Here is a 14,234-nt window from a genome sequence, read left to right as displayed (position 1 = left end):
CCGCTTTCGACCGAGAAGATCGAAACGTTAATAGAGCCAAACAACACTGCCCTACCAACTCCCTCTGGGCTTCGATGAACTGAAACAACTCGCTGTCGAATTCTGCGTAACTCTTTGTTTACCAAGGAGTTTTCCGTTTCGACTGCGCCGGAAGTGGGGCGAATTATAGACTTCCAGAATCTGCCGTCAACCCTTAATTTTGCTTTTCTATCAAGCACCCCGAAAACTTAATCACACCTTCTATATAAACGCCCAAAAACCAGCAACTGAGCAATATATTGCTCAAAGCTCACCGGTTGAGCATCATATGCCCCTGCCTCTCCACCACGACTTTGGACAAACACCCCAATGACCACTCCACCCCGCAGCCTGGCATCGGCGTTGTTCCCGGTCGGCCTGCTATTAATAGCCATGGCGTCCATCCAGTCCGGCGCCTCGCTGGCCAAAAGCATGTTTCCCATTGTCGGCGCCCAGGGCACCACGACCCTGCGCCTGATATTTGCCAGTGTGATCATGCTGCTTCTGCTACGCCCATGGCGCGCCAAGCTCACAGCCAAGTCCCTGCGTACCGTTGTCATTTATGGCATGGCACTGGGTGGCATGAATTTCCTCTTCTATATGTCCTTGCGCACAGTGCCTCTGGGGATCGCAGTAGCGCTGGAATTCACAGGCCCGCTCGCCGTTGCGATCTACGCTTCGCGCCGGGCGGTGGACTTTCTATGGATAGGCCTCGCGATCGCCGGGCTTCTACTGCTCATACCCATAGGCGAAGCCAGCAGCGGTATCGATCTGACGGGGGCAGCCTATGCCCTTGGCGCAGGTATCTGCTGGGCGCTCTATATTCTATTTGGCCAAAAGGCCGGCAACGACAATGGTGTCCAGACCGCAGCACTCGGCGTAATGATTGCTGCGTTGTTCGTCGCGCCCATTGGCATTGTCCACGCAGGCGCCGCGCTGCTGACGCCTGCACTGATCCCCGTCGCCCTGGCTGTCGCCATCTTGTCCACGGCGCTGCCCTATACCTTGGAAATGGTCGCACTCACTCGCCTTCCTGCCCGCACCTTTGGCACCCTGATGAGCATCGAGCCAGCATTCGGCGCGCTTTCCGGGCTGTTCTTCCTGCAAGAGCACTTATCGCTGGCACAGTGGCTGGCCATCACCTGCATTATCCTGGCCTCCGTAGGCGCTACGCTGACGATGCGCAATGAATCCAAACCGCTGGTGCCGGCCGATTGATCGCTATCAAAGGTAGCTCTGGTATTTGCCGCTTATTTAGGCCATGTTTAGGCCGTAAATGAATGTCTTTCATGGAGAATTTCGACAAGGACAGCTGAACGCTACAATCGCGAGCGAGTAAAGCCTGCATCGAGCCTTTTTGCGAAGCGGCTATTAAGGATAGTGATGAAAAGAATATTGATACTGTTCATGGTCGTGGGCATTGCGGGCTGTGCTGCGACCACCAAGACAGAAGTGAAACGGGGCAAAAAAGGGCTGCATATCAACTGTTCAGGGCTGTCCTCCTCCTGGGACGAGTGCTACACAAGCGCAGCCAATTCATGCGGTGCCAAGGGCTACCGGGTTATCGCCAAGTCCGGTGACAACTCCGAGGAGCCTGGGGACTACCCCTTCGGCCTCAACCCTGCCGGCTACACCAGTCGCAGCATGATCGTCATCTGTAAGTGAACGCCCGAGCAGTCCATCCGACTGCTCCCCTTTGTGAATATCTGATCTCGACCCGGCCCTTTGCGACGTTGCGGCTACACTCCTGCTCGACTATCGAGCAACGGAGTTCCCATGACAGAAAACAACAAAATCGTATTGGTAGTGGGTGCCGGTGACGCCACCGGCGGCGCCATTGCCAAGCGCTTCGCGCGCGAAGGCTACGTGGCCTGCGTCACCCGCCGCAGCGCGGACAAGCTGCAGCCCTTGGTCGACAGCATCCAGGCGGCCGGTGGCCAAGCCCACGGCTTTGCCTGTGATGCACGCAAGGAAGACGAGGTCATCGCGCTGATCGAACAGATCGAAAGCGAGTTAGGCCCGATCGAAGCGTTCGTCTTCAATATCGGCGCCAACGTGCCTTGCAGCATCCTCGAAGAAACCGCGCGCAAGTACTTCAAGATCTGGGAGATGGCCTGCTTCTCCGGCTTCCTGAATGCGCGCGAAGTGGCCAAGCGCATGGTCACCCGCAACCGCGGCACCATCCTGTTTACCGGCGCGACCGCGGGCTTGCGCGGCGCTGCGGGTTTCGCTGCATTTGCCGGCGCCAAGCACGGCATTCGCGCACTCGCACAGAGCATGTCGCGAGAGCTGGGCCCCAGGAATATCCATGTCGCCCACGTAGTGGTCGACGGCGCCATCGACACCGACTTCATTCGCGACAACTTCCCGCAAAAATACGCCCTGAAGGATCAGGACGGCATCCTCAACCCCGAACACATCGCCGACAACTATTGGTACCTGCACAGCCAGCCGCGCGACGCCTGGACGTTCGAACTGGACCTGCGCCCCTGGAATGAACCCTGGTAAGCACGCCTTCACAACAATAAGCAGCGAGCATCGACCATGAGTAAAACCCTGGAATTCTTCTTTGACCTCGGCAGTCCCGCCACTTACCTGGCCTACACCCAACTGCCTGCCCTGTGCGCTGCAACCGGCGCGACCCTGGTGTACCAGCCGATGCTGCTCGGAGGCGTGTTCAAAGCCACGGGCAATGCATCCCCCATCACCGTGCCGGCCAAGGGCCGGTACCTGTTTAACGATCTGGCGCGGTATGCCCAGCGCTACAACGTGACGCTCAAGTTCAACCCGCACTTCCCCATCAATACCCTGATGCTGATGCGCGCAGTGACCGGCATGCAGCTTCACCAGCCCGAGCGCTTCCAGGGCTTCATCGACTGCCTGTTCCGCGCCCTCTGGGTCGAAGGTCGGAATATGGGCGACCCCGCTGTGGTGGCCGCGGTGTTGACCGAAGCCGGTTTCAACCCGGAAGAAGTGCTGGCCCTGGCCAATGACGAAAGTGTGAAAGCCGCCCTCAAGGACAACACGGAACAGGCCGTTCAGCGCGGCGTGTTCGGTGCGCCCAGTATGTTTGTAGGCAACCAGCTGTTCTTCGGTCAGGACCGTCTGGATTTTGTGCGCGAAGCCCTCAGCTAATCGCTATCGCCAATCGCCCCTGAGCGCCGCTTGCGAGCAAATCGTAGGCGGCGTTTGCCGTCTGCAGGTCGAATTGATGCGGGTCCATGATCGGCCTGAGCTTGCCCGCATCGATCAACCTGGCCGCGTCAGCCAGTATCTGTCCGTGGTGCTCACGCCCTTTGCCCGTCAACAACGGCAATAAAGTAAAGACACCGGAATACGTCGCCCCGCGAAACGATAGCGGCGCCAGGCTATGCTGCCCCCAGCCCAGGCAACTGACCACGTGGCCGTGATACGCCTTGGCGGCTAGAAAGGAGGCATCCAGCGTCTCGCCACCGACGGTGTCATACACAATGTCAAACCCTTCACCCGCCGTATGCTGCGTTACGTAGTCTTCGACCCTGTGGTGCTGATAGTCGATAAAGGTGGCGCCCAAGCCCTCTATCGTCGCCCGGTGCCTGGCGGACCCGGTCGCATACACATCGGCGCCGCAGGCAACCGCCAACTGCACCGCGACATGCCCTACACCCCCGGCGCCCCCCTGGATCAACACCTTGTGGCCCAAGCCTACGTGCGCACGGTCCACCAACCCTTCCCATGCAGTGATCAGCACCAGCGGCAATACCGCCGCTTCACGCATGCTCAGGGCCTGAGGTTTTTTTGCCAGCAGGCGTGCATCGACCACCGCGTATTCCGCCAAAGAACCCTGCACGCCACCGATACCCGTCGCAAGCGCATACACCTCATCGCCCACGCGCCAATCCCGCACCGCGGGGCCAACCGCCTCGACAATTCCGGCAAGGTCCATGCCGATGACGGCCGGCAAGGGCTGACGGGCATGCGCGGCCTGGCCTGCGCGAATTTTCGCGTCCAGCGGGTTAAGGCCACTGGCCTTGATCCTGACCAGCACCTGCCCGGCACCCGCCACGGGTCTGGGCATCCTGGTCAAACGCAGCGGCGCGTCTACAGCGTCCACAATCAAAGCGTGCATATCAGTCATGTCGGCGATCTCGATTCGTTGAGGAGTGAGGCCAATGATCGACCCACCGACTCATGCCGATAAGACGCTGAAAAGCTATAGTGCCTATGCGCATATGGCATGAATCGGACAGCCCATGGACAAACTCAATGCAATGGCAATATTCGTTCGCGTGATCGAACGCGGCAGCTTTTCCGCCGTCGCCCGGGAAATGCAGACCACTCAGCCGACCATCAGCAAAGTACTGCGCGCCCTGGAACGCGAACTGGGCGGCAAGCTGATTGCCCGCAGCACTCGCCACTTGTCTCTGACTGACGAAGGTCAACGCTACTACCACCACTGCCGTGAAATTCTCACAGCCGTCGATGCGGCGGAACACAGCTTCCAGACCGGCAGAGAAACCATCGCCGGCCCGTTGCGCGTCGGCTCTTCGGTGAGCTTTGGCCGCCTGCATATCGCCTCGCGGCTGAGCGGTTTCCTGCAGCACTACCCTGACGTGCAAGTCGACCTGCAACTCAGCGATCAACTTCAGGACCTGGTCAGCGAAGGTCTGGACGTAACCCTGCGCATCGGCGAGCTGCGCGACAGCGGCTTGATTGCGCGGCAGATCGGCATCACCCACCGTGTCACCGTAGCCAGCCCGGCGTACCTGGCGCGGCACCCCGCCCCGCTCACCCCGCAAGCGCTCACGCAGCACAACTGCCTGCTGTTCAACCTGCTGAGCAGCCAGAATCAATGGATCTATGAGAAGGACGGCGCGCGACATACGGTGCGCATCACCGGCAACGCCCAGAGTAATAATTCCGAGGCGGTGCGCGAGATGGTGCTAACGGGGCTCGGCATTGCGCTGTCGCCCCTGTGGCTGTTCGCTGACGACTTGATAGCCGGCCGCGTGGTTGCGGTGTTGCAGGACTACACCCCGCTGTCACTGCCCATTTACGCGGTCTCGGCGCCCAATCGCCGCCAGTCGGCCCGGGTCAAGGCGTTCGTCGACTATATGGCCGACGCCCTGGCCCAGGCGCCCGAACTGCAACCGATCAAATAGCCGCTGTACGCACCTGCAACCATTCCAGCGCAGCGCCGCCGAGCAGCGGGCTGAGCCGCTCGCGCACCTGGGCGTGGTAAGCGTTGAACCACTCGCGCTCGTCCGCCGTCAGCAGCGACGGCGCCAGGCAACGGGTGTCGATCGGGCACAGGGTCAGGGTTTCGAACTTGAGAAACTCACCGAACTCGGTCTTGCCCGCTTCACGGTTCAACACCAGGTTCTCGATGCGCACGCCCCAACGGCCCGGGCGATAAGTGCCCGGCTCAATCGAGGTGATCATCCCCGGCTGCATCGCCGTTTGCGGCGCAGTGGCGGCCTGGTAGGCAATCACTTGCGGGCCCTCATGCACATTCAGGAAATAGCCTACACCGTGACCCGTGCCATGGCCGTAGTCCACGCCTTCGGCCCAGATCGGCGCACGCGCAATGGCGTCCAGCAGCGGCGACAGAATGCCCTTGGGAAACTGCGCACGCGACAAGGCAATCACGCCCTTGAGCACCCGTGTGCAGTCACGCTTCTGCTCTTCGCTCGGCGTGCCGATCGGCACCATCCGCGTGATGTCCGTGGTGCCGCCCAGGTACTGGCCGCCCGAATCGATCAGCAGCAAGCCATCGCCTTCGATCAGCGCGTGTTCTTCTTCAGTGGCGTGGTAGTGCGGCATCGCGCCATTGGCGTTGAAGGCCGCGATGGTGTTGAAACTCAACGACACATAACCTGGACGACGGGTACGCGCCGCCGTCAGGTGTTCATCAATAGTCAATTCGGTAATGCGCTCACGGCCCAGCGCGCTGTCCAGCCAGGCGAAGAATTCGCACAACGCCGCGCCGTCCTGCTCCATGGCTTGGCGGATATGCTCGGCGTCCGCCAGGCTCTTGCGCGACTTGGCCAGCGTGGTCGGGTTCAGCCCTTCGACCAGCTTGACGCCGGCATCGAGGTTTTCCAGCAAACCGGCCGTGACCCGCGCCGGGTCAACGTGCAAGCTCGCGCCCGACGGCACAGCCCGCAGCGCATCCGCCACTTCGCTGTAGTCGCGCAGGGTCACACCCTCTTGCTCCAGCACCGCGCGTAACTCGGCATCGACCTTGCTCAGCGCCACAAACAAGATGGCCTGCTGCTGATTGATCAAGGCAAACGACACAAACACCGGGTTGAACGACACATCGCCGCCACGCAGGTTAAACAGCCAGGCGATGTCATCCAGGGTGGCGATAAAGTGCCAGTCGGCCCCCTTCTCTTTCAGGCTGGCTCGCAGCGCAGCGAGCTTCTCGCCACGGCTGACTGTCGCCTGCGGCGGCAGGTGTTGATAGATCGGCTGGTTCGGCAAGGCCGGGCGGTCTTGCCAGACTTCATTGAGCAAATCGATATCGGTACGCAGACGCGCGCCGCGCTCTGCCAGCTTGCCGCCCAGGGTACGCGCCGAGGCCACGGCCATGACCGCGCCATCCACCGCCACCACACCGCCTTCGGGGGTTTGCTCAGCCAGCCATTCCAGCGGGCCGGGTTGGCCGGGCTGCAACTTCACCAGCTCGATACCGCTGCCCTTGAGTTCCTTGGTCGCCTGTTCCCAGTAACGGCTATCGGCCCAGACACCGGCGAAATCTGCGGTGACAATCAGCGTGCCCACCGAACCATGAAACCCCGACAGCCATTGCCGCCCCTGCCAGTAACCCGGCAAGTACTCGGACAAGTGCGGGTCGGCCGACGGTACCAACAGGGCGTGGATGCCCTCGCGGCGCATCAGTTCACGGGTGTGCGCCAGGCGCTGGGGAACCGTTCCATGGGTCAAAGGCTGCGTACTCATTGTGTCTCCTGCTAACCACTAATAATTGTTATGTGTTGCGAATGAAAAATCAGACCGCCCAGAACGCCGGGGCACTGGCGAGTGCGGCTTTGATCAACTGCACGGCCTGATCGATGTCCTGTTCGGTGGTAAACCGGCCCAGGCTCAGGCGAATGGTACGGCCAGCGCTGCGCGCGTCATGGCCCAGGGCCAGAAGCACGTGGGACGGCGCGTTGCTCGCGGAATTACACGCCGAGGTCGCCGAGAACGCCATGCCGGCACTGAGTGCGGCGGAATTGAACTCACCTTCACTGAACGTCAGGCTGAGCGTATGAGGAATGCGCTGTGTGGCGCTGCCGTTGAGGCGCACGCCCGCCACTGCTTCCAACTGGTCGAGCAGGCGCTGGCGCAAGGCGACGATGGTGGCCTTTTCCTCGGTAAAGGACTGCGCCGCCAAGGCAAACGCGGTGCCCATGCCCGCAATCTGATGGGTCGCCAGGGTGCCGGAGCGCAGGCCGCCTTCGTGACCACCCCCGTGAATCTGCGCCAACACTTTTTGCTGCGCTCGCGGGCCGACATACAACGCGCCGATGCCCTTGGGGCCGTACAGTTTGTGCGCAGAAAACGACATCAAGTCCACCGGCCATTCAGCCAGGTCGATCGCGACTTTGCCGGCACCTTGCGCGGCATCCACATGCAGCAGCGCGCCGTGCTCACGCACCCGTGCGCCGATGGCAGGGATGTCGTTCAAGGTGCCCAATTCGTTATTGACCAGCATCAGGGACACCAGAAAGGTGTCGTCACGTAACGCTTCACTCACCGCGGTGGCGCTGATCAGCCCATCGGCGTCCGGCACCAGATAAGTGACGGCCACCCCGGCTTCCTGCAACTGACGCGCGGTGTCCAGTGTGGCCTTGTGTTCGATCTGGCTGGTGATGATGTGCCCGCCCGCCACCCCGCGCGCCTGGGCCACACCCTTGATCGCGAGGTTGTTGGATTCAGTCGCGCCGGAAGTCCAGACGATCTGCTCAGGGCTGGCACCGACCAGCTCGGCGACCTGGCGCCGCGCCTGTTCAACCGTTTGCCGGGCCGCCTGGCCGTACGCATGGGAACTGGACGCGGGGTTACCGAAATTGGCATTGAAGCCCAGGCACTCGACCATCACCTGGATGACCCGCTCATCCACCGGCGTGGTGGCGGCGTAGTCGAAATACAACGGACGTTTATTCATGACGTTTAAGACTCGCAGAGCGTGTTCCCGAGAGCAACGTCTCAGGGGCATCAACCGGAACAGAGGTCGTCAGGTTTAACCGATCGAATGCCATTAAAGAAGAACAACTTTATGCAAATGTGCGTAGGAACGCTCCTGAAATTCAGCTTAACAGGCTGAAGTAGCCCAATGGCAAACAAAAAGCCCGAGGTTCCTTAGGGGAATCCTCGGGCTTTTTGCTGCTGAGCGCCGGCTCAACTGGGACGACCATGCAGCACCACGCTGCGTTCGGCGTTCATTTCGCCTTGGTGATCAAAACCGAAAGGCTTCTGTGGCTGAGCGGTCAGTGCGGCGCGCTGCTGCTGGTATTCATCAAACGACAAGCCGCGACGGCTCAGCGCTTCCAGGGCCAATTGCTTGGTTTCTTCAGCCGTGTAAGGGCGGGATTCAGGTGATGGATGGGTCGCACAGCCGGCGAGGACGGCGCTGACAACCAGTACGGAAACAGCCAGAAAATGGTTCATGGTGGAGGCCCTGCGAAGGAGGTTTCGAGTCAATGAACACAGGCTACTCCCGCCTCTGCACGGTGAAAAATCACCCGCCGTGATAGTCGCTATCAACCGTTCAGAGACCTGCGATAGCCAGCAATGCATATTCATTTAAGATCTATAAATATGGAAATACGTTCATTTACGGAATAAACCTAACCCTCTATAAATAGCCCATCTCGAATCAACACTGTTCGCCACGCAACTGTTGCACCAGCAACAGTCATTCAACAAAACACCAGTCAGCCAACAGCTCCACTTTTCACCAGTGAGCCTGAAGCCCACGCCCATCAAGGCTTCCAGCCGTTGGTACAGCTCTTGCTCAACACGTTCCACTTCACCCGCTATGTACCCCTGTTGATAAAGGAACTGTTCATGACCCGTCCCCTGAATGTCGTTGCCCTCTCCGGCGGAACCTGGCGCCCCTCGCGCACCCTGGTGCTGACCCAGGCCGTGTTGGCCGAACTGGCGACGTTACTGCCGATCCAGACCACGCTGATCGAACTGGGCGACATCGCCCGGCCATTGGGCGGTGCCCTGTCGCGTGACGAACTGCCGGCCGAGGTTGAATCGCAACTGTTGGCCATCGAACAGGCCGACCTGCTGATCGTCGCCGCACCGGTGTACCGCGGCTCCTACCCCGGCCTGCTCAAGCACTTGTTCGATCTGGTCGGCCTCAACTCGCTGATCAACACGCCGGTATTGCTCGCCGCCACCGGCGGCAGCGAACGTCACGCGCTGGTGCTCGATCATCAGCTGCGCCCGCTGTTCAGCTTCTTCCAGGCACTGACCTTGCCGATCGGTGTGTACGCCACCGAAGCCGACTTCACCGACTACCAAATCACCAGCGAGCCCTTGAAGGGCCGCATACGCCTTGCCGCAGAACGCGCAGCACCTTTGTTTGCCGCGCACTCCCCCTCTCTGCTGAAAATCGCTTAAGGATTTGTCATGGATGTTTTCTGGTTTCTGCCGACGCACGGCGACGGTCACTACCTGGGCACCACCCAGGGTGCACGCCCGGTCACCCTCAATTATCTGAAACAAGTGGCGCAGGCGGCTGACAACCTGGGCTACTACGGCGTACTGATTCCTACCGGTCGTTCGTGCGAAGACTCCTGGGTCATCGCCTCGGCGCTGGTGCCGTTGACCGAACGCCTGCGTTATCTGGTGGCGATTCGTCCGGGCATCATCTCGCCCACCGTCTCGGCGCGCATGGCCGCCACACTGGATCGGCTGTCCAGCGGTCGCTTGCTGATCAATGTGGTGACTGGCGGCGACCCCGACGAAAACCGCGGTGACGGCAGTTTCCTAGACCACAGCGAACGCTACGAAGTCTCCGACGAATTCCTGCAGATCTGGCGCCGTGTGTTGCAGGGCGAATCGGTAGATTTTGAAGGCAAACACCTGCGTGTACAGAACGCCAAGGCCCTTTACCCACCGGTGCAGAAGCCATATCCGCCGCTGTACTTCGGCGGTTCTTCAGACGCCGCCCACGACTTGGCTGCCGAACAGGTGGACGTGTACCTGACCTGGGGCGAGCCGCCCGCCGCCGTCGCGGAAAAACTCGCGGATGTGCGTGAACGCGCCGCACGCCACGGCCGCACCGTCAAGTTCGGCATTCGCCTGCACGTGATCGTGCGCGAAACCGAAGAAGACGCCTGGAAAGCCGCCGACAAACTGATCGAGCACATCAGCGACGAAACCATCGCGGCCGCGCAAAAATCCTTCTCGCGCTTTGACTCCGAAGGGCAGCGCCGCATGGCCGCCTTGCACGATGGGCGCCGCGACAACCTGGAAATCGCCCCCAACCTGTGGGCTGGCGTCGGCCTGGTCCGAGGCGGTGCCGGTACAGCATTGGTCGGTAACCCGCAGCAAGTCGCCGAGCGCATCAAGGAATACGCCGACCTGGGTATCGAGAGCTTTATTTTCTCCGGCTACCCGCACCTGGAAGAGGCCTATCGCTTTGCTGAGCTTGTGTTCCCGCTGCTGCCGGAACCCTACGCCAGCCTGGCCGGGCGCGGCATCACTAACCTCACCGGCCCGTTTGGCGAAATGATTGCCAATGATGTGCTGCCCAAAACAAAGGCCTGAGCACGCTCAAATCGGCCTGATAGGGCAACTGCTTTTCTGTGGGAGCCGGGCTTGCCCGCGATACAGGCGACTCGGTGTTTCAGTGAACCCCGGTTGATGCCATCGCAGGCAAGCCAGCTCCCACACTTGAGCTGCATTGCCAGACCTACAGCGCACGGCTTCTGAGCCAATTGAGGAAACCCCGTGACAGCCAACCCCCACAGCGTCCTGCCATCGCCGCTGCAAACCGCCAAACTGCTGGCCGCCGAATTCGCCCTCACCGCTGTTGAGCGCGACGAGCGTGGCGGCACCCCGAAAGCCGAACGTGACGCCCTGCGCCACAGCGGCCTGCTGGCCCTGAGCATACCCACGCAGTACGGCGGCCTCGGCGCGCGTTGGAGCGAAACCCTGGGCATCGTGCGCGAATTCGCCAAGGTCGACAGCTCCATCGCCCATGTCTTTGGCTTCCACCACTTGATGCTCGCCACCGTGCGCCTGTTTGCACGCCCGGACCAATGGCAACCCTGGTTCGAACAGACCGCGCGCAAAAACTGGTTCTGGGGCAATGCCCTCAACCCGCTGGACACGCGCACGGTGGTCAAGGATTTCGGCGGCTGGCGCGAATTCTCGGGCAAAAAAAGTTTCTGTTCCGGCGCCACTGACTCGGAAATGCTCATCGCCTCGGCGGTGGATGAAAGTGCCGGCGGCAAACTGTTGATCGCGGCCATCCCCAGCGGGCGCAGCGGCATCACCTTGCACAATGACTGGAACAACATCGGCCAGCGCCAGACCGACAGCGGCAGCGCCAGCTTTGAACGGGTGCGTGTCGAAGAATCGGAACTGCTGCTCGATCCAGGCCCACTGAGCACGCCCTTCGCCTGCCTGCGCCCACTGATCGCGCAACTGACGTTCACGCACATGTTTCTCGGGATTGCCGAGGGCGCCTTTGAAGAAGCGCGCAACTACACCCTGACCGAAACCCGCTCATGGCACAAATCCACGGCCAACGATGTACGCCAGGACCCTTACGTGCTGCGCCACTACGGCGAATTCTGGGTGGCGCTGGAAGGCGTGCGCCTGCTGGTCGAGCGCGCCGCCGATCTGCTCGACCAGGCCTGGGCGAAAGGCGCCAAGCTCAGCGAGCACGAACGCGGCCAACTGGCCATCGCGATTGCCACCGCCAAGGTCGCCGCCACCCGCCAGGGCCTGGAGATATGCAGCCGGCTGTTTGAAGTCACCGGCGCGCGCTCCACCCACGCCTCACTGCGCCTGGACCGCCATTGGCGCAACCTGCGCACACAAACCTTGCACGACCCGGTGGACTACAAACTTCACGAACTGGGGGAGTGGGCGTTGAACCAGTCCCTGCCGATTCCCACGTTCTATTCCTAAAAGAGGTGCCCATGCAGCTTTTAACCTTACCGCCCTCGCCCGCCCTTGCGACCTCGATCCGCGCCACGGCCCAGGTCTTCGAAGACCCCAAATCCCAGGCCCTGCTCGACCACATCCAGCAAGTGGCGCCCAGCGAAGCGAGCGTGCTGATCATCGGCGAGACCGGCACCGGTAAAGAGCTGGTGGCACGCCACATCCATAACCTGAGCGCGCGCCGCAACCGGCCGTTCGTGGCGGTCAACTGTGGCGCATTCTCCGAGTCGCTGGTGGAAGCCGAACTGTTCGGCCATGAAAAAGGCGCGTTTACCGGTGCCCTCAGCGCCAAGGCCGGATGGTTCGAAGAGGCCGACGGCGGCACCTTGTTCCTCGATGAGATCGGCGACTTGCCGATGGCGATCCAGGTCAAGCTGCTGCGCGTGTTGCAGGAGCGTGAAGTGGTGCGCCTGGGCTCACGCAAGAGCATTCCTATTGATGTGCGGGTACTGGCGGCCACCAACGTGCAGTTGGAAAAGGCCATTAACGCCGGGCATTTTCGCGAAGACCTCTACTACCGCCTCGACGTGGTCAGCCTGGAACTCAGCCCGCTGCGCGAACGCCCCGGCGATATCCTGCCGCTGACCCGGCACTTCATCGAAGCCTACAGCCAGCGCCTGGGTTACGGCCCGATCACCATCAGCCGAGAGGCCGAGCACAAACTCAAAAGCTACAGCTGGCCGGGCAATATTCGCGAGCTGGAGAACGTGATTCACCACACCCTGCTGATCTGCCGGAATGGCGTGATCGAGCGCGATGATCTGCGCTTGTCGAACATGCGCATCGAGCGCCAGGACGACAGCCAGCACGGCACCGACAACAGCGCCGAAGCCCTGCTGGCGCGCGCGTTTCAAAAGCTCTTCGAGGAACAGGCCGGCGCCCTGCATGAGAAGGTCGAGGACGCGTTATTGCGCGCCGCCTACCGCTTCAGCCATTACAACCAGGTGCACACCGCCAACCTGCTGGGCCTGAGCCGCAACGTCACACGCACACGCCTGATCAAGATCGGTGAGCTGGCGGTAAACAAGCGCAGGCCCGGTGAAAACGTGCAAGGCGAGCGCATGTTGCACCTATCCATTTAGGCGACAGTGCAACGCGTTGTCATGGCTGCGCTCAAAGCTGCGCAGTACCTGGAACGAGTCAAAGGTCACCGCCGTGGCCTGGTGGGCGCGGATCAGCGTCCAGAAATCTTCCTCGCCATGCTCAAAGCATTTGAAGGCTGCCTCGCCCTCCTCGCGCGAGCGCCATTGCAGGTAGTTGAGCACCCGCCGGCCGTCGTCGCTGACCTGCACACTCGCATTGATAAAGCCGCCATGGCCCTGGGCCAGGCGCTCGCTTTGGGTGGACAAGGCCGCCACCAGCGCGAGTTGCTGCCGGGGCTCGATCTGAAATTCGATCAATTGAGTGAAGCTGCGATTCTTCTCTGATACCTGCATGAACACTCCCCTTTCTGTGTAGGCAAAATCTTGCGATTCGATGCCACGCAGGGTAAAACCTCTAGTTAAGTCAAGGTCAAGCATTGTTTCGGAGTTTTCATGCTCAACAAAGCACTCACCGTCGGCCAATTGGCCGCCCGCAGTGGCGTGGCGGTTACGGCCCTGCATTTTTATGAGTCCAAGGGACTGATCAAGAGCCAGCGCAATGCCGGCAACCAACGGCGCTACCCACGTGATGTGTTGCGCCGGGTGGTGGTAATCAAGATCGCCCAGCGTTTGGGCATTCCGCTGGCGACAATTGGCGAGGCGCTTAAAACCTTGCCGGACGAGCGCACGCCCACCACTGAAGACTGGGAACGCTTGTCGGCGCTGTGGCGTGAGGACCTGGACGCTCGGATCAACAAATTATTGCTGCTGCGCGACAAGCTCAGCGGGTGTATCGGCTGTGGGTGTTTGTCGCTGGAGGCATGCCCGCTGCGCAATCAGGATGACCAGCTCGGCGAGCGCGGGCCGGGGGCGCAGTTGCTGGAACCGACGCCACCCTCCTGACCTGCAGACTTGATCAATGTGGGCGCTGGCTTGCCTGCGATGCAGGCACCTCGGTAC

Annotated in this window: 15 protein-coding genes; 10 read left to right on the top strand and 5 right to left on the bottom strand. The window is 61.1% G+C overall.

Features of this window, described 5'->3' with window-relative positions; genetic code table 11:
• Positions 1-348: 348 nt before the first annotated feature.
• The 4 genes from rhtA to C4J83_RS10135 all read left to right on the top strand — a co-directional run bounded on the left by rhtA (position 349) and on the right by C4J83_RS10135 (position 3,153).
• Entirely contained in the window at positions 349-1,236 is an 888-nt protein-coding gene (rhtA, locus tag C4J83_RS10150) for a threonine/homoserine exporter RhtA (RefSeq protein WP_106580606.1), read from the top strand.
• Positions 1,237-1,401: 165 nt separating this feature from the next.
• Complete coding sequence (locus C4J83_RS10145) at positions 1,402-1,683, top strand: hypothetical protein (protein ID WP_106580605.1); 282 nt, start codon at positions 1,402-1,404, stop codon at positions 1,681-1,683.
• Positions 1,684-1,794: 111 nt separating this feature from the next.
• Entirely contained in the window at positions 1,795-2,526 is a 732-nt protein-coding gene (locus C4J83_RS10140) for an SDR family oxidoreductase (protein WP_124416920.1), read from the top strand.
• A gap of 36 nt (positions 2,527-2,562) precedes the next feature.
• On the top strand, positions 2,563-3,153 hold the full coding sequence (locus C4J83_RS10135; RefSeq protein WP_124416919.1) for a 2-hydroxychromene-2-carboxylate isomerase: 591 nt from the start codon (positions 2,563-2,565) through the stop codon (positions 3,151-3,153).
• Here C4J83_RS10135 and C4J83_RS10130 read toward each other — a convergent pair.
• Complete coding sequence (locus C4J83_RS10130; protein WP_124418849.1) at positions 3,146-4,126, bottom strand: zinc-dependent alcohol dehydrogenase family protein; 981 nt, start codon at positions 4,124-4,126, stop codon at positions 3,146-3,148. The genes C4J83_RS10135 and C4J83_RS10130 overlap by 8 nt on opposite strands.
• Positions 4,127-4,250: 124 nt before the next feature.
• On the opposite strand from C4J83_RS10130, the gene C4J83_RS10125 reads away from it, so the two are divergent.
• Positions 4,251-5,159: a LysR family transcriptional regulator gene (locus C4J83_RS10125; RefSeq protein WP_124416918.1), complete on the top strand. Its 909-nt coding sequence runs from the start codon at positions 4,251-4,253 to the stop codon at positions 5,157-5,159.
• On the opposite strand, the gene C4J83_RS10120 is transcribed toward C4J83_RS10125, so the two are convergent.
• The 3 genes from C4J83_RS10120 to C4J83_RS10110 form a co-directional block, all read right to left on the bottom strand.
• Positions 5,152-6,960: an aminopeptidase P family protein gene (locus tag C4J83_RS10120; protein WP_124416917.1), complete on the bottom strand. Its 1,809-nt coding sequence runs from the start codon at positions 6,958-6,960 to the stop codon at positions 5,152-5,154. The two genes, C4J83_RS10125 and C4J83_RS10120, sit on opposite strands and share 8 nt — an antisense overlap.
• A 49-nt stretch (positions 6,961-7,009) precedes the next feature.
• Positions 7,010-8,170: a cysteine desulfurase family protein gene (locus C4J83_RS10115; protein WP_124416916.1), complete on the bottom strand. Its 1,161-nt coding sequence runs from the start codon at positions 8,168-8,170 to the stop codon at positions 7,010-7,012.
• Between the two features lie 233 nt (positions 8,171-8,403).
• On the bottom strand, positions 8,404-8,673 hold the full coding sequence (locus C4J83_RS10110) for a hypothetical protein (RefSeq protein WP_106580599.1): 270 nt from the start codon (positions 8,671-8,673) through the stop codon (positions 8,404-8,406).
• Between the two features lie 399 nt (positions 8,674-9,072).
• Here C4J83_RS10110 and msuE point away from each other — a divergent pair, with 399 nt between their 5' ends.
• The 4 genes from msuE (at position 9,073) to C4J83_RS10090 (ending at position 13,274) form a co-directional block, all read left to right on the top strand.
• The gene (gene msuE, locus C4J83_RS10105) at positions 9,073-9,636 is read left to right on the top strand and encodes an FMN reductase (RefSeq protein ID WP_106580598.1); all 564 of its coding nucleotides are present in this window, start codon (positions 9,073-9,075) and stop codon (positions 9,634-9,636) included.
• A gap of 9 nt (positions 9,637-9,645) precedes the next feature.
• Complete coding sequence (gene ssuD / locus C4J83_RS10100) at positions 9,646-10,788, top strand: FMNH2-dependent alkanesulfonate monooxygenase (protein WP_124416915.1); 1,143 nt, start codon at positions 9,646-9,648, stop codon at positions 10,786-10,788.
• 183 nt (positions 10,789-10,971) lie between these two features.
• Complete coding sequence (locus C4J83_RS10095; RefSeq protein WP_124416914.1) at positions 10,972-12,159, top strand: acyl-CoA dehydrogenase family protein; 1,188 nt, start codon at positions 10,972-10,974, stop codon at positions 12,157-12,159.
• Between the two features lie 11 nt (positions 12,160-12,170).
• Positions 12,171-13,274: a sigma-54 interaction domain-containing protein gene (locus C4J83_RS10090; protein WP_106580595.1), complete on the top strand. Its 1,104-nt coding sequence runs from the start codon at positions 12,171-12,173 to the stop codon at positions 13,272-13,274.
• Here the strand turns inward: C4J83_RS10090 and C4J83_RS10085 are convergent.
• Positions 13,263-13,628, bottom strand: coding sequence for an antibiotic biosynthesis monooxygenase (locus C4J83_RS10085; protein WP_124416913.1), 366 nt, complete (start codon positions 13,626-13,628; stop codon positions 13,263-13,265). The two genes, C4J83_RS10090 and C4J83_RS10085, sit on opposite strands and share 12 nt — an antisense overlap.
• A gap of 99 nt (positions 13,629-13,727) precedes the next feature.
• Here C4J83_RS10085 and soxR point away from each other — a divergent pair, with 99 nt between their 5' ends.
• Positions 13,728-14,177, top strand: coding sequence for a redox-sensitive transcriptional activator SoxR (soxR, locus tag C4J83_RS10080; protein ID WP_106580593.1), 450 nt, complete (start codon positions 13,728-13,730; stop codon positions 14,175-14,177).
• Positions 14,178-14,234: the final 57 nt, after the last annotated feature.

It is taken from the genome of Pseudomonas sp. LBUM920 (genome assembly GCF_003852315.1).
Classification (GTDB): Bacteria; Pseudomonadota; Gammaproteobacteria; order Pseudomonadales; family Pseudomonadaceae; genus Aquipseudomonas.
The sequence above is the reverse complement of the archived record's forward strand: the minus strand, read 5'-3'. Positions and strand labels throughout refer to the sequence as shown.

Bases quoted from the DNA above. Each gene is read 5' to 3' on its own strand.
- C4J83_RS10110 (WP_106580599.1), bottom strand. From the start codon at position 8,673: ATGAACCATTTTCTGGCTGTTTCCGTACTGGTTGTCAGCGCCGTCCTC.
- C4J83_RS10135 (WP_124416919.1), top strand. From the start codon at position 2,563: ATGAGTAAAACCCTGGAATTCTTCTTTGACCTCGGCAGTCCCGCCACT.
- C4J83_RS10140 (WP_124416920.1), top strand. From the start codon at position 1,795: ATGACAGAAAACAACAAAATCGTATTGGTAGTGGGTGCCGGTGACGCC.
- rhtA (WP_106580606.1), top strand. From the start codon at position 349: ATGACCACTCCACCCCGCAGCCTGGCATCGGCGTTGTTCCCGGTCGGC.
- C4J83_RS10125 (WP_124416918.1), top strand. From the start codon at position 4,251: ATGGACAAACTCAATGCAATGGCAATATTCGTTCGCGTGATCGAACGC.
- C4J83_RS10145 (WP_106580605.1), top strand. From the start codon at position 1,402: ATGAAAAGAATATTGATACTGTTCATGGTCGTGGGCATTGCGGGCTGT.
- C4J83_RS10115 (WP_124416916.1), bottom strand. From the start codon at position 8,170: ATGAATAAACGTCCGTTGTATTTCGACTACGCCGCCACCACGCCGGTG.
- msuE (WP_106580598.1), top strand. From the start codon at position 9,073: ATGACCCGTCCCCTGAATGTCGTTGCCCTCTCCGGCGGAACCTGGCGC.
- C4J83_RS10090 (WP_106580595.1), top strand. From the start codon at position 12,171: ATGCAGCTTTTAACCTTACCGCCCTCGCCCGCCCTTGCGACCTCGATC.
- C4J83_RS10130 (WP_124418849.1), bottom strand. From the start codon at position 4,126: ATGCACGCTTTGATTGTGGACGCTGTAGACGCGCCGCTGCGTTTGACC.
- ssuD (WP_124416915.1), top strand. From the start codon at position 9,646: ATGGATGTTTTCTGGTTTCTGCCGACGCACGGCGACGGTCACTACCTG.
- soxR (WP_106580593.1), top strand. From the start codon at position 13,728: ATGCTCAACAAAGCACTCACCGTCGGCCAATTGGCCGCCCGCAGTGGC.
- C4J83_RS10120 (WP_124416917.1), bottom strand. From the start codon at position 6,960: ATGAGTACGCAGCCTTTGACCCATGGAACGGTTCCCCAGCGCCTGGCG.
- C4J83_RS10085 (WP_124416913.1), bottom strand. From the start codon at position 13,628: ATGCAGGTATCAGAGAAGAATCGCAGCTTCACTCAATTGATCGAATTT.